This is a genomic window from Agathobacter rectalis ATCC 33656, from assembly GCF_000020605.1.
In the GTDB taxonomy this organism is placed as follows: domain Bacteria; phylum Bacillota; class Clostridia; order Lachnospirales; family Lachnospiraceae; genus Roseburia; species Roseburia rectalis.
Map to the genome: position 1 here is coordinate 165,240 of NC_012781.1, position 22,681 is coordinate 187,920.

Genomic DNA, 22,681 nt, shown 5'->3' on the forward strand with positions numbered 1-22,681 from the left:
AGCGAGGATAGCGCAGCGGAGAGGCGCAGTACCAGTTCTGGTAAAGGACGCAGGTTCGACTCCTGCACCTCGCCTTTAAAATTGAATATTGCTATTGGTAAAGATGCCATTTGAGAAAATGAAAATTACTTAAAAAAGTCCCCATCACACCCTTGACACGAGGGGGTACCGGAAAAACATATGCATCTGCGTTTGCCATGCGTGAGCTGGGATTCAAGCGAGTGCTGTTTCTCGTACACAGAGGTCAGCTTGCAAGACAGACAAAGAAATCATATGAAAAGATTTTTGATAAATCAGTTTCTATGGGACTTGTCGGTGCAGGGTACAGTGACTATGACAGGGATTATGTTTTTGCAACGGTACAGACCTTAAATCGTGATGAGCATTTGAGAAAATATGCACCGGATGACTTTGATTGCATAATTTTGGACGAGGCACACCACAGCTCGGCTAACACATACCAGAAGGTGATGAACTATTTTACACCAAAGCTGTGGCTTGGAATGACAGCGACCCCTGATAAGCGCGATGATGATATTGACGGAAAAAACATTTACCAGATTTTTAATTATCAGATTGCGTATGAGATTCGTTTGCAGCAGGCTATGGAGGAAAACATGCTGTGCCCGTTCCATTACTTTGGAATAACAGATGTTTCACTGCTTGGTGACAAGGAGATAAAGAGTAAAAAGCTTACAGAATCATCGTTCAACCAGCTTGTTGGTGATGAGAGGGTAAAGCATATCATTGAGCAGGCCAATTATTTTGGACATAGCGGCGACAGGGTGAAGGGACTGATTTTTTGCAGCAGGATAGATGAATCAGTCGAATTATCGAATAAGTTTAATCAGACAATAAATCCTGAGACAGGCAGATTTTTCCGTACAATCGCATTAAATGGAGATGCCACAGAGGAGGAGAGACAGAGAGCCTTTGAGCGGCTTGCGATGGATGAAAATACGTTAGATACCACTAACAAAACTAATGCAGATCAGATATTTGACACGGAGAGAACAGAGAAAACGGATAAAGTAGATAAAGCCGATGAAAACATGCAGCCTCTGGATTACATATTTTCCGTCGAGATTTTAAATGAGGGTGTTGATATCGTGGAGGTAAACCAGGTCATCATGCTCAGACCGACAGAATCGCCAATTGTATTTATACAGCAGCTGGGACGTGGACTTAGAAAGGCAAATGGCAAGGAATATGTTGTTATACTTGATTTCATTGGCAACTATAACAACAATTTTATGATACCAGTCGCATTGTCGGGCGACCGCTCTTACAATGCAGATACAATCAGAAAGTATGTTATCAGCGGAAATAATACGATTCCCGGCGCTTCGACAGTGCATTTTGATGAGATTGCAAAGGACAGGATTTTTGCGTCGATAGGCAAAATAAAGGGTATGAAATCCATTATAAGAGAGAGCTATGTTTCTTTGAAAAACAGGCTTGGAAGAGTGCCGTACCTATTGGATTTTTATGAAAATGGAGAGGTAGACCCGCTTGTAATAATAAAAGAGTACAAGACCTATCAGGCATTTCTTGAAGCGGTTGAGAAGGAGCTTTATACCGGCAGATTAAATGAGCAGGAAAAAACAACTCTTGAGTATTTGTCTAAAACTATCCTAAGTGGTACGAGACCGTTTGAATTGGAGATTTTAAGGCAGCTTATGAAGAAACCGTCTCTTTCAATGAAAGAGATAAGAGAGGTTTTCACACAAAGATACGATTACGAGGTAAATGTGCAGTCTCTTGACAATGCGGCTGATGTGTTGCAGGGAAAGTTTGTCAGCAAGGATGATGAGTACAAGAGATTTTGCAGAATAGATATTCTAAAGGAGGATAACAATAATATTTTCCGCAGGATGAATAACTTTACCACAAGGCTTCAAAATGAAGAGTTCAAAAAGCAGATAGATGACATAATAGAGGTAGGACTCAAAAGATACCATGATAAATATCAGACCGCACTCAAAAATGAGAGTCCGTTTGTATTGTATGAGAAATACTCCAGGCGTGATGTTAGTCTGTTGATGAATTGTGGTAGGGATCTTTCCTCTACCATGTACGGAATGAAGCGCATAGATGATGATGTATTTATCTTTGTCACATATCATAAAGAGGAAAGCACAGACGAGCAGAAAAACTATGTAGATGGAAAGCCGGATTACGCGGATGCGTTTGAAGATAATATGATTTTCAGATGGGATTCGCAGATTGGCAGGGGCGTGGACAGCTCATATGTTTCAGATGTAGTGAACACAAAAAGAAAGCATCTGCTCGTGAAAAAGAGTGATGCGGAGTCAAATTTTTACTATATGGGAGAGTTTGATATAGTTGATGTGCGCGCTGCCAGAAAGCGTGATAACAATGGCAAAGAGCGCGATATCACCAAGTTTGAGATGAAGATGCACCACCCTGTAAGAGAGGATCTGCTTCGATATCTGCAGAGCAATTTACAACAAAGATTACAAAATAATACACAGGAGCTTAAGGCAATATGAAAACAGTACGCGTAGTGGCTGCCGTCATAAGAGCAGTCAATAAAGAAAATAAACCGATTATATTTGCAACCCAAAGAGGCTACGGAGAGTTCAAGGGCGGCTGGGAGTTTCCTGGAGGCAAGATTGAGTCTGGCGAGACACCGCAGCAGGCGCTAAAGTGGGAGATAATGGAGGAACTGGACACAGAAATTGCTGTCGGAGAATTAATAGATACGATAGAATACGATTATCCTAATTTCCATCTCTCTATGGATTGCTTCTGGTGTGAGGTAATTCACGGTGAGCTTATCCTAAAGGAGGCTGAGGACGCAAAGTGGCTTACAAAGGAGCATCTGGCGGACGTGGAGTGGCTGCCGGCGGATGTGACACTGATTGAGAAGATTGGAGAGGAGTTGCATGAAACCAAGGACAGCAAATAGCATGAACATACAAATTTTCGGAACAAAGAAATGTAATGACACAAAGAAAGCACAGCGATTTTTCAAGGAGCGTGGGATAAAGTTTCAGTTTATCGACATGAAGGAAAAAGGCATGAGCAAGGGCGAATTTAATTCTGTCGCCCAAGTGAATGGCGGTCTTGACAATATGATTAACTGGGATGGCAAAGATAAGGATTTGCTGGCACTTATAAAGTACATAGCAGATGAGGACAAGCTGGATAAAGTGCTTGAAAATCCGCAGGTGATTAAGACACCGGTGGTTAGAAACGGCAGGCAGTCAACAATCGGGTACCAGCCGGATGTATGGAAGACATGGAAATAACACTAAAGGAAATGAAAGGCAGGAAATTATATATGTATTATGTACCGGATGGCACCCAGCAGTGCGGTTATTATGAGTGTAAAGAGTGTGGAAGCAGGTTTCTGGATTTAAAAATTGCACCAACATTGGTATGTCCATACTGTGGAGAAGAGGCAGATATGGAGATAGGACCTGATGAGGAGATGCCAAAGGTTGTAGAATCTGCGAATCTTATTCAGATGGTTAGAGGCGTTGAAGAGGTAGAGAAGATGGATAAGCTGTTATCGCTTGCTGTGACAGGTGGCGATTTTAGCTGGATATAAGAATGCAGATATATGTAGATGCAGATGTAAAGTAGCTGCCGGCGGATGTGACATTGATTGAGAAGATTGGAGAGGCACTATATGAAACCAAGGACAGCAAAGAGTATGGAGCTTGAGGAGACAAATGCAAGATGGAATGAATGCTTAAACAGTTATGAGAAAGTGAGGCGAGGCGTGTGTTGATGAATACATCGGAGTATCTATCCGTTATCGAAAATATAAAAAGTGAAATAAAGGCTGCACAATATCATGCGACGATTCATGTGAATGCTGATATGTTGCTTTTGTATCATGATATTGGTTGTGTAATCAATGAGCATAAAGCGTGGGGGAACAAGTTTGTAGACAATCTTGCCACGGATATACGAAGTGCTTTTCCAAAGAGCAAGGGATATTCCGTCAGAAATCTGAAGTATATGGCAAAATTCGCTGAGACTTATCCGGATCGTGAATTTGTGCAGACGGTGTCTGCACAAATTCCATGGTCCCATAATATTGCAATTTTGGAAAAGGTAAAAGACCAAGAACAACGTGTATGGTATATTCATAAAACAGCAGAAAATGGATGGTCGCATAATGTTCTTGTGCATCAGATAGAAAGTGGTTTATATCAACGGCAGGTTTTGGCGGACAAGGTCACAAATTTTGAAAATCGACTGCCATCACCTCAAAGTGAGCTTGCAACGCAGACGATGAAAGACCCATATGTGTTTGATTTTATTTCGTTTAGAGAGGACATGTTGGAACGGGATATTGAACAGGCATTGGTGAGGGATGTCACCAAGCTGCTTCTGGAACTTGGAACAGGTTTTGCATTTTTGGGGAATCAGTATCATCTGAACGTGGGCGGCGATGATTTTTATATTGACCTGTTATTCTATAACTTGAATCTGCGCTGCTATGTAGTCATAGAACTAAAAACCGGGGAATTCAAGCCGGAATATGCCGGGCAGCTGAATTTCTATCTGTCGGCAGTGGATGGCATATTAAAGAAAGAGCAGGATAACCCGTCCATTGGTCTGCTCCTTTGTAAGAGCAAGAACAACGTGGTAGCGGAATATTCGCTCAAAGATATTTCCAAACCAATTGGTGTGAGCGAATATAAAGTGACAAGCATTCTGCCGGATGAACTGGAAGAACAACTGCCATCCGTTGAAGATATCCAGAAACGGATTAAATAAAATTTAGTATTGTATAACTAAAATAGCAGCCTGTTGAAAAAACTTAGAATTAAATTTATGAATTCATATACTTGACATGAAAGGGTACTGGAAAACATATGCATCTGGCAGACGTGGAGAGGCACTATATGAAACCAAAAACAGCAAAGAGTATGGAGCTATATGATATATTGATTAGGCGCGGGTATCCGGAGCCGTTTTGCGATGAGATAACGAAAAACCTAAATACCGACTGGACAACTCAAAGGATGATAGGATATCTGTCACACTATAAAAAGCTTCCCATGGAAGAAATCGCTGATGAGATGCTTGCGATACTCAGCGACCGCAATCGCATAATGCAAAAGCATGAGCTTGAGGAGACGAATGCAAGATGGAATGAATACTTAAACAGATAAAGGCAGGAGGATTCACATGAGAGTACTGAATATCGAAGATGATACATTTAAACACAATGATATTTGCAAAGCCCTGTCAGGATGTGGGATTAAAGATGTCGAATGGTCCAATAATCTCGCAGACGGGTGGAAACAGATTAAAAACTCAATAGATAGTAATAATCCGTATGATCTGATAATTACTGATATGTATTATCCCGATGAGCCGGGTGGCAGAGAGGAACAATCAGGAGATGTTCTGATTGACAGAGTGATTAAGAACAAAATCACAATACCTGTAATTCTCTGCTCCAGCGTGAATCTCAAATACCCGGAAATATATGGCTGTGTTTATTATAGCAGGGAAAGAAACTGGGAGGCAGATATGCAGAAGCTTGTAAATAGTCTTGTGGCAGGATAATACTAATAAATCTCAAGCTTCTGATCAACCAGTGATTCACCTTCATATACAAGCTTAAGTGTGAAGAAATTTTCTTCATTTTCTAGCAGGAGCTTTAAGAAGATAGCGTCGCCTTCCCAGGTAGGAAGTGTGGGCACGATAGTTTTATCCACCCATTTGAGGTCACCTTCGTTGCATGTTATAAGCTTGCCGGAAAATTCATCAGCGGTGAAAAGACACATCAATTCAGGCTCCTGTTTATCACTTATAAAAGTTATGAGCGCGCGGAAACGGTATGATGTAAGTGTGAGCCCTGTTTCCTCTTTGACTTCGCGGAGCAAGCATTCTTCGGGTGATTCACCATTCTCGGCGTGACCGCCAACACCAATCCATTTTCCTTCATTTATATCATTTTCTTTCTTAATACGATGAAGCATGAGATATTGTCCATCGTGTTCTATGTAGCATAGAGTAGTTATTTTCATGATGTACCTCCGTCAGATGATTATAACATAAAATGTGCGGGGGAAGACAGGAAAAATATCTATCTGCATAGCAGCCTAAATTTTATAGGAAAATTTATAATAAGCTTATTTATTCCCGAATAAATTGCAGACGCCCCCTGTAAAGTAGTATAATAACAACAATTAATACAGCTAATTGCACAAACTGGAATTGGCAATAAGCATGAAATGAGGTTTACACTATGGACGTAAGAAAAATGAGAAACGAATTACTGGGAAAGCGCCTTGTGGCTGCGCTTGAGTCGCGCAACATGGAGGCATATTATGTAGAGACAAAGGAGGATGCTGTTAAGAAGGCACTGGAGCTGATTCCAAAGGGAAGCTCAATCAATATGGGCGGTGCCACATCGGTGAAGGAATGTGGTCTGTATGAGGCCCTCTCAAACGGAGAATATCAGTTTTATGACAGGGACAAGGTGTCTACGCAGGAGGAGAAGCAGGAGATAGCGTTAAAGGCATTTACATCGGATTATTTCCTTGGAAGTGTCAATGCGATGAGCGAGGATGGCGTATTTATCAATATTGACGGAAATGCAAACCGCGTGGCAGCATATGCTTACGGACCGAAGCATGTGCTTCTTATAGTAGGCATGAACAAGGTAGTAAAGACAGAGGCAGACGCTATGAGCCGTGCGAGAAATGAGGCTGCGCCTATCAACGCACAGCGCTTTGGCATCGACACACCATGCTCCAAGAACGGCACCTGCTTTGACTGCAAGAGCCCACAGTGTATCTGCTGTCAGATTCTGACCACACGCTTCTCAAGGGTGAAGGGACGTTTCCAGATTATTCTTGTGGATGAGAATCTGGGCTTTTAATATGTGAACAGCCGGAAAGGAAACATACGAAATGGGATATTTAATTAGTGAGACAACAAAAGAGGAACGCGAGGCAATTGTGGCAGAGTCGCTTGGCAATATCGAGGCCACCTGCGATGGCTGCATGTCGGGACTTGCCGAGATGTATCAGGACTATATTGACGGAAAGAAGGAGCTTCGTGAGATAAATATGGAGTTCAATGCCAGGTATGTGCACGGAGAGGATATGCCGGGGCGAAGCGGCTGTGGATATAAGTAATGTGAAGCAGCTTGGGATAATTACCGAAGCTTAATGTTATCAGGGAGACGCAGATGATTTCATGCAGGGATGTTAACAATTTACAAATGGACGGAATGGAGCTTGTGGCGGGAGCAACAGGGCTTGACCGGATGGTGTCATGGACGTATCTGGTGCAGACAAAGCCTTATAAGGATCATATGAATCCGGGCAACTTTGCGCTGCTTGTGGTAGATTATAAGAGATTTTCCATGGACGAGGCATATGATGCCATGGTTGAGCTGAATGAGCTGGGAATATCGGGTTTTGCGATTTCGGTTGTGGAGGACAGGGAAGAGACCCCGCAGAGGATGAAGGACAAGGCTGATGAGCTCAAGCTGCCGTTGTTTTATATCCGGTGGGAAGGAGCTACTTTTGTAGATATTGCGCAGAGCGTCGGAGAGCTGCTTTTAGAGACCAGTGTGGATAATAAAAGGACCGGGGACTACCTGTACAATCTGCTTTTTGGATATGAGGTAAATGATAAGTATATCGAGAAGATTTCTGCACAGTTTGGTCTGACCTTTGACCGGCCGTACAGAGTGGGAATCATCGTGATAGACCGCAAATACGGAGTGAATCTGGAGCAGGACGAGCACACATATACATACTATACCGACTGCCTGAACCGCGAGGTTATCCATATGAAGAAAAAGCCTATGTATATGAGGTTTTTGAACAAATTTGTGCTTCTTTTTGAGGAGACAAAGGATATGGAGACAGAGCATCAGATTGAAAGGATACTTGGGGATTTAGACAGTCGTGCACCATTTGCAGGGCTCATTCACAGCACATGCATACTCGGTGCTGCATACAGGAAGCCTGCGGATTTTGGCAAGAGCTATCAGGAGGCGAAAAATCTCATCCCCAAAAAGGATATTTTACCCAATCCGACCAACAAGAAGGTAATCAGTGCTAGCTCCATGGGCATATACAAGTATATGTTCAACAGTGGCAATCAGCAGGAAATCATGGATTATTGCAACGAGAAGCTAAAGCGGCTTGAGATGTATGACAATGCAAACGGCTCGTTTCTCATAGATACGCTGCTCAATTATTATATGTGTGGCTTTAATGTCGGAAAAACGGCACAGATTATGTACGTTCATCGTAATTCCCTGCAATACCGTCTGAAAAAGATAGAGGAAATACTGGAAATCAGCCTTGATGACTCGATGGAATATCTGGATGTAGTTAATTGTATTCTTGTAAAAAGGCTTATGTTTAATTAGTCACTGTAAAAATGCACAAACAAATTGTGCAAAATTAACATTGCAAAGCTGCTTCATTAAGTTTATTATACGAACTAAGCAAAGGCGCTGGAGAAAAACTCCGGCGCCTTTTCGTATTTCAATAATCAAGGAGGAAAAGCTTATGATGAAGAGAAGTAAGAGATTTGCAGCATTGATATTGACAGGTGTAATGGCAGTGACAACATTGTTTGGATGTGGTTCGTCATCAGGAGGAGCTGCCTCAGATAGCTCAGCGGCAGACAGCTCATCAAAGAAGGTTTTAAAGGTCGGTATGGAATGTGCATATGCTCCATTCAACTGGACACAGGATACAGATACCACACCGGACGGCAGCAAGGCAGTCAAGATAGCAGGCTCTGATTACTATGCATACGGCTATGATGTAGCAGTGGCACAGAAGCTTGCAGACCAGATGGGAATGGACCTTGAGGTACATAAGGTTGAGTGGTCATCAATCGGTATCTCACTCGATGCAGGAGATTATGACTGTATCATCGCCGGTATGGGAAAGACAAAGGAAAGAGAAGCGTCATACGCATTCACAGAGCCTTATTACTATAGAAACAACTGTATTGTTGTTAAGAAGGGCGGCAAGTATTCAACTGTAAAGGGTCTTTCAGATCTCGCAGATACAGGTTGCAAAGTAACGACACAGCTTGGAACAGGCTGGATTCCACTTTTAGACCAGATAAAGGGTGCTGAGCAGTCAGGAAACTTTGAGACTACATCAGAGTGCTTCCTCGCAATATCAAACGGCAGCGCAGATGTATGTGTAATCGATGTTCCGACAGCAGAGTCAGCAGCACTGACAAATGATGATTTACAGATTATCGAGCTGGATGAGAATGATACATTCACAGGTGATGATGAAATGGTAAATGTATGTATCGCAACAAGAAAGGATGATACAGCACTCAGAGATAAAATCCAGGATGCCATGAATGCAATCGGCTGGAATGACAAGGCAAAGATGGATGAGCTGATGGATCAGGTTCTGACACAGCAGCCGGCAGCCAACTAGTTGTTAGAGATTTATCTGATTCACGAAAAGATGAAAGACTGTGGGATGATGTTATATCGCATCATCCCACAATAGTCTGATAAACCGGCGTAAGCTGGGGATTAGAGAGATAAAAGTGAGGTAGCAGTATGATGATAAGTAATCCAAGTAATTCGTTAGAATGGATGGTATTTCTGGCGCAGAAATATTCAAGCATGTTTATCAAAGGAACCTGGCTTACGCTGTACATATCGGTAGTTGGTACATTGCTTGGCTTCGTATTGGGATATATCGTAGGCATAGTAAATGATGTAAAGCTTAACGATGGCGACAACATCGTAAAAAAGGTCCTTATCCGTATAGTAAAGGTGATATTTACAGTTTATGTTGAAGTATTCAGGGACACACCAATGATAGTTCAGGCGATGATTGTGTATTATGGAATACGTCAGATGGGCTATGAAAACCTGACACCTGTATTTGCAGGTATTCTCGTAACTGTATTAAATACAGGGGCCTACATGGGAGAGACAGTCAGAGCAGGAATCGGTTCAATAGATATGGGACAGCGCGAGGGCGCATGGGCCATGGGAATGTCACCGTTTAAGACAATGCTCTATGTAGTTTTGCCGCAGGCATTCAAGAACATCATTCCTGAGATGGCAAATACATTCCTTTTAAATCTGAAGATGACATCAGTGCTCAATGTTATCGCTGTGCAGGAGCTTTTCATGGCTGCCAAGACAGTCGGTGGAAACTACTACAAGTACTTTGAGTCATATCTGGTCATCGCAGTAATTTACTTTGTACTTTGCTTTGTATTTGATAAGCTCTTCAAGCTGATTGAAAAGAAGCTGCAGGGCAAGACAGACTATGCACTCGCAGTTGAGTACATGGACAATGAATAGGAGGCACAATATGAGTGAGACAGTAATTTCAATTAAGGATTTAAGCAAATCATTTGGTGATCATGAGGTACTTAGAAAGATTGATATTGATGTGCATTCCGGCGAGGTCATCTGTATTGTAGGCTCCTCAGGTTCGGGAAAATCAACACTGCTTAGGTGCATCAACAAGCTTGAGAAACAGACCTCAGGAAAGATTTTATATCACGATAAAGAGGTCAGAAATGTACAAAAGGATATCAATGATTACCGTTCAAAGGTGGGAATGGTGTTCCAGTCCTTCAATTTGTTCAACAATATGACAGTGCTTCAGAACTGTATGCTTTGTACAAGAAGGGTGCTTCATCTGCAAAAGCAGGAGGCCTTTGACAGGGCAATCACGCATCTGAAGGCAGTCGGCATGGCTCCTTATATCAATGCAAAGCCATCGCAGCTATCAGGAGGACAGAAGCAGCGAGTTGCAATTGCCAGGTCGCTTTGTATGAACCCGGAGGTGCTTTTGTTTGATGAGCCGACCTCGGCGCTTGACCCTGAGATGGTCGGAGAGGTGCTAAATGTCATGAAGGACCTCGCGAGGACAGGACTTACGATGATAATCGTCACACATGAGATGGCATTTGCCAGAGATGTTTCTACAAGAACTATTTTCATGGACTCAGGATATGTGGCAGAGGATGCAGCACCGTCAGAGCTGTTTACAAATCCTAAGAATCCAAGAACAAGAGAATTCTTAAGCAGATATCTGGCAGGCTAGATATGGTTGGCATTCAGAAGGAGGAAATGATAAATGGATAATTTTGTAGTAACCTTTGCCAGAGGATTTGGAACAGGCGGAAAAGCAATAGCATCACAGCTGGCAAAAGAGCTTGGAATACACTGTTATGAGAACCGTATTCTGACTCTTGCAAGCCAGCTGAGCGGACTTGACGAGAATGTGTTTCAGGAGGTAAATGAGAAGCTGCGTGAAGAGGGCGGATTTACGAGCTTTTTGCGAGGTCTTCCAAGAGCAAAGGGATATATATCAAGAAATGAGAAGTTCAAATCAGATGACAGGCTCTTTGAGTATCAGAGCCAGATTATCAACGAGCTTGCAGACAAGGAATCCTGCGTCATAGTAGGAAAATGTGCCGACTATGTATTAAAGAACCGCCCAAATGTGGTGAGCATATACATTGAGGCACCGCGTGCATTCTGTGTGGAGCGTACCATAACCAATATGGGTGTGACACCGGAGGTGGCAAATGCCACGATTGAGAGAACAGATAAGTTTAGGGCAGACTATTACAAGTACTATACACACGGAAACTACTGGACCAATCCGGTGAACTACGACCTGACACTAAATAGTGAGCGTGTTGGTGTGGAAAACTGTGTGAAGACGATAGAGCAGTATCTGATCATAAAGGGCTTTATCAAGGCTGATATGATTAAACCGGCGGGAGAGCTCATATAAAAAGTATATAACAAAAAATTGCAGCTCGTGTGTTGAGCTGCAAATTTTTTTATTATTATATAGATATCGTCTATCCAAGCAAAGCCTTATCAGAAGCAAATTCCTCGCCGGAAACCTCCTCAAACTTCATGAGCAGATCCTCCACAGTGAGGTTTTTCTTTTCTTCGCCTGAGATATTAAGGACAACCTGTCCGTTATTCATCATGATGAGTCTGTTGCCGTGAGCGATGGCATCACGCATGTTGTGTGTGACCATCATGGCTGTCAGGCTGTTCTCCTTGATGATTTTGTCTGTGAGAGCGAGCACCTTTGAGGCTGTCTTTGGGTCGAGAGCTGCGGTGTGCTCATCCAAAAGCAGTACCTTCGGCTTCTGGAGTGAAGCCATGAGCAGTGTAACAGCCTGACGCTGTCCACCTGAGAGCAGACCAACCTTTGAGGTCATTCGATCCTCGAGTCCCAGATCAAGCTCCTTTAAAAGCTCGTGGAAGTGCTCCTTTTCAGCCTTTGTGATACCCCAGCCAAGACCACGGCGCTTTCCGCGGCGCGCTGCAAGTGCGAGGTTTTCATCAATCTGCATGGTTGCGGTAGTTCCTGTCATTGGATCCTGGAACACACGTCCCAGAAATGATGCACGCTTGAACTCAGGAAGTCCTGTGACATCCACTCCATCAATGAGAATTGAACCATCGTCCACAGGCCATGTGCCTGCAACAGCATTGAGCATGGTAGATTTTCCGGCACCGTTTCCACCGATAACAGTGACGAAATCGCCCTCCTCAAGCTTTAGGTTTACACCATTAAGGGCATGCTTTTCATTGATTGTGCCCGGATTGAAGGTTTTATGTACGTTTCTAATCTCTAGCATTTATTTGCCCTCCTTTGCATTAAGTGCTGCGGCAGAGCGCTTGCCGGCCTTTTTGAAGGAGGCCTTGCTCTTGCCCTTCAGGTAAGGCACTGCAAGGAAAATTGCCACGATGATTGCAGTGAAGAGCTTTAAGTCATCACTTGGCATCTGCAGCCACAGAACAATTCCGATTACAATGTAGTAAACAATTCCACCAAATATGACAAAGATAAGCTTTCCCATGAAATTCATGTGCTTTCCGAGGATTGCATCGCCGAGCACCTCACCGATGATAACTGCGGCAAGACCGATGACGATTCCACCACGGCCCATGTTTACATCGGAAAAGCCTGAGTACTGTGAAAGCAGGCCGCCTGAGAGCGCTACAATTGCATTTGAAAGCGCAAGACCGATGAGCTTCATGTTGTCGATGTTGATACCCTGAGCCTTGCTCATTGCAGGGTTGCAGCCAGTGGCACGGATAGCAGAGCCCTGCTCTGTTCCGAAATACCAGTAAAGCACCGCGATAATTACAACCGAGAAAATCACACCGACAATTATCGCATGTGTCAGGTTACGTGATGAAAGCACCAGATTATATTTATCTGCGCTAAGTGCCTGGTTGGCGTGGCGCTGCATGATATTTAAGTTGATAGAGTAGAGCGCTATCTGTGTAAGGATTCCTGCCAGAATCGGAGGAATGCCGAGCTTTGTATGTAAGAGACCGGTGCAGAGTCCTGCGAGCAGACCGGCAATACATGCGCAAAGCAGTGAAACCCAGATATTGTAGCCGTTAATCGTCATCATAACGGTTACGGCACCACCTGTTGCAAATGAGCCATCAACCGTCAGATCGGCGAAGTCCAGCAGTCTGAAAGTGATATAAACACCGAGTGCCATGATACCCCATATCAGGCCCTGGGCTATATTGCCCGGAAGGGCATTGGTGAATGCAACCGGATTTAAGGTTGCAAAATAACTCATTAGAATCATTTTATTAAATACCTCCATAGTGCAGCTGTTTATTCAGCTGAGATTTCCTCATAGCCGTCAGGAACTGTGATTCCAAGCTCCTTGGCGCGGTCCGGAAGGTACTCCTTAGTGAACTTAGGAGCGCTCTTAACCTCCATAGTTTTGATGTCTGTACCATTTACAAGGATATCGTAAGCCATCTCACCTGTTGTGTATCCAAGGTCGTAGTAGCTGATAGAAAGTGTAGCAACACCACAGCCCTTAGCGATTCCTTCCTCGCCGGCGAAGATAGGTTTCTTAGCCTGTGAAGCGACATTGTTGATAGCCTCTGTACATGAAGCAGCAGTGTTGTCAGTTGGGATGTAGATTGCATCAGATGCATCACATGCACTCTGTGTTACTGCAGCGACATCATTTGAATCAGAGAAGGTGTACTCTTTTACAGTGTATCCCTCGTCCTCAAGGTATTTGGTAATAGTTGTTGACTGGTAGATACTGTTTGGCTCAGATGAGCAGTAGATGATACCGATGTTCTTTGCATCCGGGAAGAGCTCCTTGATACATTTAGCCTGCTCATCGAGTGGAGCGAGGTCTGTTGTACCTGAAATATTCTTTCCTGTAGTGCCTGACCAGTCTGACATATCAAGAGCTGTAGCGTAGTCTGTGATAGATGTTCCGAGAATCGGAATAGAGTCTGTGGCTGCTGAAGCGGCCTGAAGAGCTGCTGTGGCATTTCCAAGGATAAGGTCATAGTCGTTGGTGACGAACTTGGTGCAGATTGTAGAGCATGTAGAAGCATCTCCTGCGGCATTCTGCTCGTCAAATGAGACATCGTCTCCGAGCTTGTCCTTTAATGCATCCTCAAAGCCCTTTGTAGCGGCATCGAGAGCCTCGTGCTGTACGAGCTGGCAGATACCTACCTGATATTTGGCATCTGAGTTCTTGCCTGACTGTGTGCCACCGTTTGCTGAACCGGAATCTCCGCATCCGGCAAGTCCAAGAACCATTGTTCCGGCAAGAACAAGTGAAGCTAAAATTTTAGATCTCTTTTTCATGATAATTCCTCCTTTTGTCAGCGCTTTAAAGCGTTGATGTATCAATTAGGTAAATTATATTAACTTATTAATGAGAAGTCAAGGGAAGATGAGGAAAAAGTAGGGTTTAATATATATAAATGATGGATAATAAGCCATTCTGTTTCGCTGGGTTAGGGGAGCTGTTTTAGGAATTTCAGCAGTTTCAGCTACTTTTTTATGGATTTTTCCGGCTGTTTCGCTGTGGTTAGGGAGCTGTTTTAGAAATTTCAGCAGTTTCAGCTACTTTTTTGGAGATTTTTCCGGCTATTTCGCTGTGGTTAGGGGAGCTGTTTTAGAAATTTCAGCGGTTTCAGCTACTTTTTTCCAGAATTTTTCCAGTTTTTGGACTGGATTGGGGAGCTGTTTTAGAAGTTTTATGGATTACAGCTACCCAAGGCCTGTCAGCTATCAACATATGGCTATTGTACACTATGCTAATTTAGTGTGGGGATATTATGCTAAAGAATAAAAATGATGGTTCATACTGGATTTGTGGAGAGGGTGTTGGCACAGAACAAAAAACTGTTTCGGGAGAAACGGAGTATACAGTTACATGTAGCAGTAAATTTGTGCCATATGAATTTCCTGCAAATGAATTTTCAAAATAAAATATGGCTGAAAGTAAAAAATCCCCGGTAGTAACTACCGGGGATTCTCTGTCTATTCAGCTACAACCTTGGCAAATTTCTTTTTACCACGTCTGATAATGAGACCCTCGCCCTTGAAATCGTCGAGAGTGTATTTTGTAGAGATATCAGTTACCTTCTCATCTGCAACGGAAACACCGCCCTGCTGGATATTTCTGCGGCCGTCTCCTCTTGAATCGCAAAGTCCTGCTTTTACGAGAACAGAGATGATATCAAGCTCTCCGTCAGGGAAGTCCTCAGCTGTAACGGTAACTGTAGGCATATTTGCGTTGTTGGCTCCGCCTGCGAAAAGTGCATGGCTTGCCTCTTTAGCCTTTGTGGCTTCCTCCTCACCGTGAACAAGCTTTGTAAGCTCGAATGCCAGGATTTCTTTAGCTTCATTGAGCTGTGCGCCCTCCCAGCTTTCCATCTTGTCAATCTCTTCGAGAGGAAGGAAGGTGAGCATTCTGATACATTTAAGAACATCGGCATCAGAAACGTTTCTCCAGTACTGGAAGAACTCGAAAGGAGTAGTCTTGTTAGGATCAAGCCATACTGCACCTGACTGTGTCTTGCCCATCTTCTTGCCCTCAGAGTTTAGGAGCAGGTTGATTGTCATAGCGTATGCGTCTTTTCCAAGCTTACGTCTGATGAGCTCTGTTCCACCGAGCATGTTGCTCCACTGGTCATCTCCACCGAACTCCATGTTGCAGCCGTATTTCTGGAAAAGTGTGTAGAAATCGTAGCTCTGCATGATCATGTAGTTAAACTCAAGGAAGGAAAGACCCTTTTCCATACGCTGCTTGTAGCACTCAGCTGTAAGCATACGGTTTACTGAGAAATGAGCACCAACCTCGCGGAGCACATCCACGTAGTTTAAGTCCATCAGCCAGTCAGCGTTGTTTACCATGATAGCTTTGCCCTCGCCAAAGTCGATGAAGCGGCTCATCTGTTTCTTGAAGCACTCTACGTTGTGGTTGATAGTCTCTGTTGTCATCATCTGGCGCATATCTGTACGTCCTGATGGATCACCAATCTGTGCGGTACCTCCACCGATAAGCACGATAGGCTTGTTTCCGGCCATCTGAAGTCTTTTCATAAGGCAAAGAGCCATGAAATGTCCAACGTGAAGGCTGTCTGCTGTAGGATCAAAGCCGATGTAGAAGGTAGCCTTTCCGTTGTTTATAAGCTCTTTGATTTCTTTTTCGTCTGTTACCTGCGCGATAAGACCGCGGGCAACTAATTCGTCATAAATTGTCATGATTTTCCTCCTGATAAGATGAATCTGTATTCTGAAAAATAAAATATCCCCCTCATCCATTTAAGGACGAGGGGGATTTCTCGCGTTACCACCTTAATTTGCATCCTGCTCGCACAGGAATGCCTCCGTGAGTTGTCACACATTATTCGACATATGTGAAAATAGCCGATTCTGCTAACACTCCGGCACTATAACGTGTGCCAATACGTTGCGGCTTATTAATCGAACCGGGGATATTTAATCATCCGGTATGACGTTCGGTGCAAAGCTCCGGGATGTATTCCAGATCTGTTTCCTTGCGCCTCTCACCTGCCGGCAGCTCTCTGTAAGTATTGCAGAAATGTACTTGTTCCCATCAAAGCCTGTTGAAATGTAATTGTGCTTCAATTGACGATATTATAGCCGTTTAAGAAGGGGTTTGTCAAGGGCTGTAAAAAGCGGTGATTACTTTAACGGTATATACAGGTCGGAAGAACTATTGCAAAAAAGTATAAAAAAGTATAAAATAAAAGAAAAAGTATAAAAATTTATAAAAAACTATAAAGAACAATATAAAGTATAAAAAAATATAAATAGTTTTGAATTTCATATAATAAATTGAGGTGAATTTATGCAGAATCCATTTACTACAACCTTCAGTAAGACTCCGGAATACACATATATCCATACAGAGAAAACAGAGGAGATACTGGAAAACTTTATTTACGATAATCCGTCGGAGTCGGTATATAAGATAACCGGTGTCAGAGGCTCCGGTAAAACCGTTATACTTGCAAAGGTGGAGGAAGAATTAAGAACCAATGAAAGCAGATATATAAACTGGCTTGTTTTTGATGTAAATCCTGCAAGAGATATACTGGGACAGATAGCGGCAATGCTTGTAAAGGCCGGTTTTGGTTCACAGGATAAGAAAACAACAGGGATAAACCTCTCTGCAACAGTGATGGGAACAGGTGGTGGAATCGGCTATACGGCAGAAAACAATAATAATTTCTTTGATATCGGTGTAGAAGTTGAGACAATGATACAGGCTGCACAGAAAAAGGGGAAGAAGATACTTATAGGAATAGATGAGGTTTCAAAGTCCGAAGAGATGATAAAATTTGCGTCTGAATATGGCAGATGGCTCAGAGCAGGGTATCCGGTTTATTTTGTGTGTACAGGCTTGTATGAAAATATACAGGAATTGAGCAATGTCAAAAATCTTACATTTTTCAGAAGAGCGGCAACAGTTAAAACGGAGCCTCTTAATATGATACGAATGACTGAAATGTATAAGAGTAAGCTGGATATTGACAGTAATGAGGCTCGTGAAATGGCGAAAATTACAAAAGGATACGCATATGCATTTCAGGAATTGGGAGTGTTGTATTTTAAGAAAAAGTTGGATGAGTTGTTAGAAGATATTTTACCAAAACTCAAAGCTGAATTGTTTGCATATTCTTATGAAAAAATATGGGAAGAGATGACTGAAATGGACAGGTTTCTTGCAGGACTTTTGACAGAAAAGGAAGAATACAAGCGTGAAGAAGTGCTTAAGCTTATGGGAGAGAAGTCAGGAAGCTATTCTATGTACAGGGATCGTCTTATAAAAAGAGGGATATTAAATTCCAGACAGGGCTATATCTCACTTGCACTTCCATATTTTGGTGAATATATAAAGGAGTATTGTTAGAATCTTAAAATGAGTGAATTATACAAGCTCCAAAAGCTTTTTAATTATTGCACTCTGACCGGTGGTGATGTATACTTTGAATAACAAACAAACTTTGGTTATGAAAGGGAGAAAAAATGAGCACATATTATACTATTATGAGTATGATTGACGGCTTTAAGTCGTTTATCAATCTGGCAGTTATGGTACTGACAATTGTTGCATCATGGATTATGTATGCAAAGGCAGGAGAGCACGGCTGGGCGGCCATTGTACCGTTTTACAGCTCATATGTAAAATTCAGGATTGCAGGGAAACAGAAGCTGTTCTGGGGATATCTTGTGGCAAGTATCGCAAGTATAGCAGGATGTATTTTATTGATGTATGAGATTATTGCCTCAGGACTTTCCGTTATGACATCCAGTTATATGGGGTCGTATTATGATTCTACCTATGGATATGCCGGAAACCGCATCGGGGCTCACATGGGCATGCTGATATTTGCAGTTATTCTGATTATTGGAGCAATGATTGCGGCATTGGTTATGAATATCCTCTGCTGTGTCGGACTGGCACATGCGTTTGGCAAGGGAGCAGGATTTGCCTGCGGACTTATATTCCTCAATGTGATTTTTATCTGTATTATTGCCTTCAACAAAAACATTGTTTATGTGGGAGATGGATATAATAGTAATAATAACTACTATAATCCATACGGTTCAAACGGATACGGTCAGCAGTATGGTCAGAACATGTACGGAAACGGAGCAAACCAGCAGTACGGTCAGAACATGTACGGAAACGGAGCAAACCAGCAGTACGGCCAGAACATGTACGGAAACGGGGCAAATCAGCAGTATGGCCAGAACATGTACGGAAATGGCACAAATCAGCAGTACGGCCAGAACATGTACGGAAACGGAGCAAACCAGCAGTATGGTCAGAATCCGTATGGCACAGCACAGGGCGGGGATGCTCAAAATTCCTACGGTACATCACAACAGCAGTCATGGAATGATGAGTATAACAACAAAGATTATGAATAAATAATAAGAATAAAGCACATGAATAAAAACTATAAATAAATGTTATAGTACAAATTTGTATCATTCTCTTGACATATAGTGTCAGAGGGCTATAATACAAAACAAGATTTAAATAAATATGTTCACCAAAATTCGTTGATGAGAACAAGGTCCGATTTGTATTTATTTTCAGAGAGCCTGTGGGCGGTGCGAACAGGTAATGGTCAGATTGGAATATCCTCTCTAAGAAGCGGGCTGAAAGCATTAAGTGTGTCTGTAAACCTCGCCGGTGTCCACCGTTATATGGAAAGCATATGCTGGTATGCAGAGTGTCACAGTAATACACTGTGGAATCAGGGTGGTAACGCGGATTATTTCGTCCCTTTTCAGATTATGTCAATCTGGAAAGGGATTTTTTAATTCCATAAAAGAGTTTTAGTGAGCAGAAAAATGTTAAGGAGGCTTACAATGAAAGCATTACAAAAAGTAAGTAAATTTTTATCAGACTACACATCGATAGTTGTCATAGCAATCGCCGTAGTCACATTTCTGGTTCCGAATCTGATGGCCTGGGTAAATCAGATGCTGTTTGTGGATCCGGTATCCAACAAGTTCACATGTCAGTCAATCATTATCGGAATCATCATGTTTAGTATGGGACTTACACTTACGACACAGGATTTCAAGATACTTGCACAGAGACCATTTGATATATGTGTAGGTGCAATCGCACAGTATCTTATCATGCCGTTTCTCGCATTTGGTATCTCAAAGGCATTGAATCTGCCTGACGGAATCGCACTTGGACTTATCCTCGTAGGCTGCTGTCCCGGTGGTGTTTCTTCAAACATTATGTCATACCTCTGCGGTGGTGATGTGGCATTCTCAGTTGGAATGACAACAGTTTCCACATTGCTCTCACCATTTATGACACCGCTTCTGGTATCATTGCTTGCAAGCGGAACACATGTCTCAATCAAGGCGCTTCCGATGTTTGTGTCAATCATTGAGACTGTAATCTTTCCTGTAGCGGTTGGATTTTTACTCAACTACCTGCTTGGAAAGAAAAAGGCATTTGCCGAGGCTCAGAAGGTCATGCCGGGTATTGCGGTGCTTGGTCTGGCATTCGTTGTAGGTGGTGTTGTATCATCACAGGGCTCAAAGTTCTTTACATCAGGAGTAGTAATTTTTGCGGCAGTTCTGTTACATAACGGACTTGGATATCTGCTCGGATACGGTGCAGGAAAGCTGGTAGGCATGAACACAGCCAAGAAGAGAACCATCTCTATCGAGGTTGGTATGCAGAATGCAGGTCTTGCCACAAACCTTGCCACCACTACAGCACAGTTTGCTTCAACACCTGAATCAGCCATCATCTGTGCAGTGTCATGTACATGGCATTCAATCTCAGGCACACTGCTTGCCGGAGCCTTTGCATTAAAGGACAAAATGGCTGCTAAAAAGGCAGAAGAAGCCGCTGAGACAAAGACAGCATAAAGAGAATGAATACCTATTATAACCGATTGGTAAATTAAACAAAAATTATAGAAATTAAAAATAAATTATGTATAAAATATTTATTGAAATTTGCTAAAAAAAGAGTAAACATAATATATAAATAAAATTAAGATAAACAAAAGAAAGAGGTAATAATATGAGTGGAATCTTAATGATGGTAATAGCCATTGTTGTGCTCGGTGGAGCATACTTATTATATGGCCGTTATCTGCAAAACAAATGGGGCATTGATCCAAATGCCAAGACTCCTGCCTACGAGATGGAGGACGGAGTAGACTATGTACCGGCCGATACCAATGTAGTATTCGGACATCAGTTTGCATCTATAGCAGGTGCAGGCCCAATCAACGGACCAATTCAGGCAGCTATTTTCGGATGGCTTCCGGTTCTGCTTTGGATATTAATTGGTGGTGTATTCTTTGGAGCTGTTCAGGATTTTGCATCTATGTACGCTTCAGTTAAGAACAAGGGTCGTACAATCGGTTACATCATCGAGGAGTACATCGGTAAATTAGGAAAGAAATTATTCCTGTTATTCTGCTGGCTGTTCTGTATACTTGTTGTTGCAGCCTTCGCAGATGTCGTAGCCGGAACCTTCAATGGCTTTGCTGCTGATAAAGCAGGTGAGGTTACAAAGGTTGTAGCCAACGGAGCAGTTGCAACTACATCAATGCTTTTCATCATAGAAGCAGTTGCACTTGGTTTCTTCCTTAAATACTCTAAGTTCAACAAATGGATTAACACACTTGTTGCAATCGCATTACTTATAGTAGCTATAGCACTGGGACTCAATTTCCCAATGTATTTAAACCTTAGCGTATGGCACATAATTATATTTGCATATATACTTATAGCCAGTGTTACACCTGTATGGGCACTGCTTCAGCCACGTGATTACCTTAACAGCTACCTGTTAATCTTCATGATCGTAGGTGCGGTAATCGGTGTATTTGTTGCAAATCCTGCTTGTAACCTTGATGCTTTCACAGCATTTGCAATCCCTGATGCAAACGGAAACCCACAGTATCTGTTCCCAATCTTATTCGTAACAATCGCCTGTGGCGCAGTTTCAGGTTTCCATTCACTTGTATCATCAGGTACTGCATCTAAGCAGATAAAGAATGAGAAGAACATGCTTCCAGTTTCATTCGGTGCCATGCTTATGGAGAGTATGCTTGCAATCCTTGCACTTATCGCAGTAGCATCATTCGGTAAGGGAGAGGCAGCAGCTCAGGGACTTACAACACAGCCACAGATTTTCGCAGGAGCTATCGCAAACTTCCTGTCAGTACTCGGTTTACCACACTCACTTGTGTTCACACTGATTAACCTTGCTGTATCAGCCTTCGCTCTGACATCACTTGATTCAGTAGCCAGAGTCGGACGTCTGTCATTCCAGGAGTTCTGGCTTGATTCAGACACAGATGATGACAATATGAGTCCATTTGTCAAGCTGATGACAAACAAATACTTTGCAACAATCATCACACTGGTACTTGCATTCCTGCTTACAAAGGTAGGCTATGCAGAGATATGGCCACTGTTTGGTTCAGCTAACCAGCTCTTATCAGTACTTGCACTTGTTGCCTGCGCAGTATTCTTAAAGAAGACAAAGCGTCAGGGCTGCATGCTCTGGATTCCAATGGTATTCATGATGGCAGTTACATTTACTGCACTTGGCATGACAATCTACAAGCTTACAAAGGCATTATTCTCTGTAGGACTTGACCTTGGAAATTCATTACAGCTTATATTCGCAGTATTACTGCTCATCCTTGGTGTACTTGTTGCAATTCAGGGTGTGAAGAAGCTCTGTGAGAAATCAGAAAGCAAGAAAGCTGCAGCTTAATATTTGAGATAGAAGTTGCAATTATTAATAGAAGTCAAAAGTCTCAGAATCCGATAATAAGTGGGTTCTGAGACTTCTTAGTTTATGTGAG

General features: G+C 42.7%; 24 protein-coding genes, 1 tRNA gene and 2 other annotated features. Of the genes, 20 read left to right on the forward strand and 5 right to left on the reverse strand.

Annotated elements, in window-relative coordinates:
* Position 1 precedes the first annotated feature (1 nt).
* The 8 genes from EUBREC_RS17415 to EUBREC_RS00810 all read left to right on the forward strand — a co-directional run bounded on the left by EUBREC_RS17415 (position 2) and on the right by EUBREC_RS00810 (position 5,556).
* Positions 2-74 (forward strand) — tRNA-Ser (locus EUBREC_RS17415).
* A gap of 78 nt (positions 75-152) precedes the next feature.
* Positions 153-2,513 (forward strand): DUF3427 domain-containing protein, encoded by a 2,361-nt coding sequence (locus EUBREC_RS00780; protein ID WP_306718546.1) that lies wholly within the window; start codon positions 153-155, stop codon positions 2,511-2,513.
* The gene (locus EUBREC_RS00785; RefSeq protein WP_012741097.1) at positions 2,510-2,932 is read left to right on the forward strand and encodes a (deoxy)nucleoside triphosphate pyrophosphohydrolase; all 423 of its coding nucleotides are present in this window, start codon (positions 2,510-2,512) and stop codon (positions 2,930-2,932) included. The genes EUBREC_RS00780 and EUBREC_RS00785 overlap by 4 nt, the downstream gene beginning before the upstream one ends.
* Before the next feature lies 1 nt (position 2,933).
* A complete protein-coding gene (locus EUBREC_RS00790) occupies positions 2,934-3,275 on the forward strand; it encodes an arsenate reductase family protein (protein ID WP_012741098.1) in 342 nt (113 codons plus the stop codon).
* Between the two features lie 32 nt (positions 3,276-3,307).
* A complete protein-coding gene (locus EUBREC_RS00795) occupies positions 3,308-3,577 on the forward strand; it encodes an FYDLN acid domain-containing protein (protein ID WP_041254395.1) in 270 nt (89 codons plus the stop codon).
* Positions 3,578-3,759: 182 nt separating this feature from the next.
* The gene (locus EUBREC_RS00800) at positions 3,760-4,758 is read left to right on the forward strand and encodes a PDDEXK nuclease domain-containing protein (protein WP_012741101.1); all 999 of its coding nucleotides are present in this window, start codon (positions 3,760-3,762) and stop codon (positions 4,756-4,758) included.
* A gap of 128 nt (positions 4,759-4,886) precedes the next feature.
* Positions 4,887-5,156: a hypothetical protein gene (locus tag EUBREC_RS00805; protein ID WP_306718547.1), complete on the forward strand. Its 270-nt coding sequence runs from the start codon at positions 4,887-4,889 to the stop codon at positions 5,154-5,156.
* 16 nt (positions 5,157-5,172) lie between these two features.
* Positions 5,173-5,556, forward strand: a complete 384-nt coding sequence (locus tag EUBREC_RS00810) for a response regulator (RefSeq protein ID WP_012741103.1) — start codon at positions 5,173-5,175, stop codon at positions 5,554-5,556.
* Between the two features lie 2 nt (positions 5,557-5,558).
* On the opposite strand, the gene EUBREC_RS00815 is transcribed toward EUBREC_RS00810, so the two are convergent.
* Positions 5,559-6,020, reverse strand: a complete 462-nt coding sequence (locus EUBREC_RS00815) for an NUDIX hydrolase (RefSeq protein ID WP_012741104.1) — start codon at positions 6,018-6,020, stop codon at positions 5,559-5,561.
* A gap of 221 nt (positions 6,021-6,241) precedes the next feature.
* Here EUBREC_RS00815 and EUBREC_RS00820 point away from each other — a divergent pair, with 221 nt between their 5' ends.
* From EUBREC_RS00820 to EUBREC_RS00850, 7 genes are all read left to right on the forward strand, one after another.
* Positions 6,242-6,877, forward strand: a complete 636-nt coding sequence (locus EUBREC_RS00820; RefSeq protein ID WP_012741105.1) for a lactate utilization protein — start codon at positions 6,242-6,244, stop codon at positions 6,875-6,877.
* A gap of 31 nt (positions 6,878-6,908) precedes the next feature.
* A complete protein-coding gene (locus EUBREC_RS00825; protein ID WP_012741106.1) occupies positions 6,909-7,136 on the forward strand; it encodes a hypothetical protein in 228 nt (75 codons plus the stop codon).
* Between the two features lie 53 nt (positions 7,137-7,189).
* On the forward strand, positions 7,190-8,386 hold the full coding sequence (locus tag EUBREC_RS00830; RefSeq protein WP_148207793.1) for a helix-turn-helix domain-containing protein: 1,197 nt from the start codon (positions 7,190-7,192) through the stop codon (positions 8,384-8,386).
* 142 nt (positions 8,387-8,528) lie between these two features.
* A complete protein-coding gene (locus EUBREC_RS00835) occupies positions 8,529-9,428 on the forward strand; it encodes a transporter substrate-binding domain-containing protein (protein WP_306718548.1) in 900 nt (299 codons plus the stop codon).
* Between the two features lie 128 nt (positions 9,429-9,556).
* On the forward strand, positions 9,557-10,315 hold the full coding sequence (locus EUBREC_RS00840) for an amino acid ABC transporter permease (RefSeq protein WP_012741109.1): 759 nt from the start codon (positions 9,557-9,559) through the stop codon (positions 10,313-10,315).
* Positions 10,316-10,325: 10 nt separating this feature from the next.
* Positions 10,326-11,066: an amino acid ABC transporter ATP-binding protein gene (locus EUBREC_RS00845; RefSeq protein WP_118326727.1), complete on the forward strand. Its 741-nt coding sequence runs from the start codon at positions 10,326-10,328 to the stop codon at positions 11,064-11,066.
* Between the two features lie 33 nt (positions 11,067-11,099).
* Positions 11,100-11,765 carry a cytidylate kinase-like family protein gene (locus EUBREC_RS00850; RefSeq protein ID WP_012741111.1) on the forward strand — a complete coding sequence of 222 codons (666 nt, stop codon included), beginning with the start codon at positions 11,100-11,102 and terminating at the stop codon, positions 11,763-11,765.
* A 70-nt stretch (positions 11,766-11,835) separates the two neighbouring features.
* Here EUBREC_RS00850 and EUBREC_RS00855 read toward each other — a convergent pair whose 3' ends face one another.
* From EUBREC_RS00855 to EUBREC_RS00865, 3 genes are read right to left on the reverse strand one after another with little or no spacing between them, the layout of a single operon-like run.
* Entirely contained in the window at positions 11,836-12,630 is a 795-nt protein-coding gene (locus tag EUBREC_RS00855; protein WP_012741112.1) for an ABC transporter ATP-binding protein, read from the reverse strand.
* On the reverse strand, positions 12,631-13,593 hold the full coding sequence (locus tag EUBREC_RS00860; RefSeq protein WP_041254398.1) for an ABC transporter permease: 963 nt from the start codon (positions 13,591-13,593) through the stop codon (positions 12,631-12,633).
* Between the two features lie 38 nt (positions 13,594-13,631).
* Complete coding sequence (locus tag EUBREC_RS00865; protein ID WP_012741114.1) at positions 13,632-14,636, reverse strand: ABC transporter substrate-binding protein; 1,005 nt, start codon at positions 14,634-14,636, stop codon at positions 13,632-13,634.
* Positions 14,637-15,112: 476 nt separating this feature from the next.
* On the opposite strand from EUBREC_RS00865, the gene EUBREC_RS17640 reads away from it, so the two are divergent.
* Positions 15,113-15,265 carry a hypothetical protein gene (locus EUBREC_RS17640; protein ID WP_015517639.1) on the forward strand — a complete coding sequence of 51 codons (153 nt, stop codon included), beginning with the start codon at positions 15,113-15,115 and terminating at the stop codon, positions 15,263-15,265.
* A 52-nt stretch (positions 15,266-15,317) separates the two neighbouring features.
* On the opposite strand, the gene tyrS is transcribed toward EUBREC_RS17640, so the two are convergent.
* Entirely contained in the window at positions 15,318-16,544 is a 1,227-nt protein-coding gene (gene tyrS, locus EUBREC_RS00870) for a tyrosine--tRNA ligase (RefSeq protein ID WP_015517640.1), read from the reverse strand.
* Between the two features lie 59 nt (positions 16,545-16,603).
* Positions 16,604-16,912 (reverse strand) — a binding site (T-box leader).
* A 242-nt stretch (positions 16,913-17,154) separates the two neighbouring features.
* Here tyrS and EUBREC_RS00875 point away from each other — a divergent pair.
* The 4 genes from EUBREC_RS00875 (at position 17,155) to EUBREC_RS00890 (ending at position 22,590) form a co-directional block, all read left to right on the forward strand.
* The gene (locus EUBREC_RS00875; protein WP_012741118.1) at positions 17,155-18,219 is read left to right on the forward strand and encodes a hypothetical protein; all 1,065 of its coding nucleotides are present in this window, start codon (positions 17,155-17,157) and stop codon (positions 18,217-18,219) included.
* A gap of 116 nt (positions 18,220-18,335) precedes the next feature.
* A complete protein-coding gene (locus EUBREC_RS00880) occupies positions 18,336-19,244 on the forward strand; it encodes a DUF5684 domain-containing protein (RefSeq protein WP_041253773.1) in 909 nt (302 codons plus the stop codon).
* A 126-nt stretch (positions 19,245-19,370) separates the two neighbouring features.
* Positions 19,371-19,610, forward strand: a binding site (T-box leader).
* 81 nt (positions 19,611-19,691) lie between these two features.
* Positions 19,692-20,720, forward strand: coding sequence for a bile acid:sodium symporter family protein (locus EUBREC_RS00885; RefSeq protein ID WP_012741120.1), 1,029 nt, complete (start codon positions 19,692-19,694; stop codon positions 20,718-20,720).
* Positions 20,721-20,877: 157 nt separating this feature from the next.
* Complete coding sequence (locus EUBREC_RS00890; protein ID WP_012741121.1) at positions 20,878-22,590, forward strand: carbon starvation CstA family protein; 1,713 nt, start codon at positions 20,878-20,880, stop codon at positions 22,588-22,590.
* Positions 22,591-22,681 lie beyond the last annotated feature (91 nt).